The organism is Streptomyces roseolus (assembly GCF_014649855.1).
Lineage (GTDB): Bacteria > Actinomycetota > Actinomycetes > Streptomycetales > Streptomycetaceae > Streptomyces > Streptomyces roseolus.
The window spans coordinates 1-1129 of the sequence record NZ_BMTV01000086.1; the positions used below are offsets into that span (position 1 = coordinate 1).

At 65.9% G+C, this 1129-nt stretch carries 1 protein-coding gene; it reads right to left on the reverse strand.

Translation table 11 applies throughout. The annotated features are described in order from the left end of the window. Window positions 1-23: 23 nt before the first annotated feature. The gene (locus tag IE245_RS36560; RefSeq protein WP_189955765.1) at window positions 24-893 is read right to left on the reverse strand and encodes an IS5 family transposase; all 870 of its coding nucleotides are present in this window, start codon (window positions 891-893) and stop codon (window positions 24-26) included. Window positions 894-1129: the final 236 nt, after the last annotated feature.

Sequence of the window (1129 nt, forward strand, 5' to 3'; positions counted from 1 at the left end):
AGAGGTCGTTTTCTCCCGATGTTTCATCCCGGGATCGGATGTTCTGTGGGTTCTTTCGGGTCGTGCCAGGAGATGGTGCTCTCGCTGGTGAGGCGGCGGGCCATGAGGCTGGTCATGGCGAGGTGGATCATGGCTTCCGAGCGAGTGGGCAGGGTTTCATAGTCGCGGGCCAGACGGCGGTTCAGCATGAGCCAGCCATAGGTCCGCTCCACCGCCCACCGCTTCGGAATGGGGGTGAATCCCCTGGTCCCGGGCTTGCGAGCGGTGATCTCCATGTCGATGCCGAGGGTGGCGGCATGCTCGACGAGATGCTGTCGGTAGCCGCCGTCAACCCAGACCTTACGGACCCGGGGGTGATCGGCGGCGACCTGGTCGAGCAGCGTGGCGCCGGCGGTGGAGTCCTGCACGCTCGCCGCGGTGACCAGCACGGCGAGAAGCAGGCCGAGGGTGTCGGTGATGATGCTCCGCTTGCGGCCGACGATCTTCTTGCCGGCATCGATGCCCTGGCCGACGGCCGGGACGCTGGTGGAGGTCTTGACGCTCTGCGCGTCGATCACACAGGCCGACGGCTCGGCGTTCCGCCCCTCCTTCTCCCGCAGCAGCTGCCTGAGCAGACCGTTCAGCTGGGCGAATACACCTTCGTCGGCCCACTTGGCGAAGTAGCCGTAGACGGTGTTCCAGGGCGGGAAGTCGTGCGGGAGGTAGCGCCACTGGACCCCGGTGCGGTCGACGTACAAGATCGCGTCCATGATGTCGCACAGATCATGCTCGGGCGGCCGGCCGAAGTGCAGAGCCCTGCGCCGACGTTCCAGCCGCCACGCGGACAGGACCGGCTCGATCAACTCCCAGCGGGCATCGGACAGATCACTCGGATACGCACGTCGCTTCGCCATACTTCCGGCCTACTGTCGCGAACCGTATGCGCCCAGGCGTGCAACGGCAGCAGTGGAAGCACACGGCCTCAAGGGCAGGGCATCGCGGGATGAGACGGAAGCAAGTGCCCTTCCACCTCATCCGCAACCCCACCCGCCTCGCAAGGCACCGGCCATCTTCCCAGCCTCACGGGCACCGCGACCCTGCACTCTGGGAAACCAGCGATAACCCACCGATGCAGGTGAAAACGACCTCT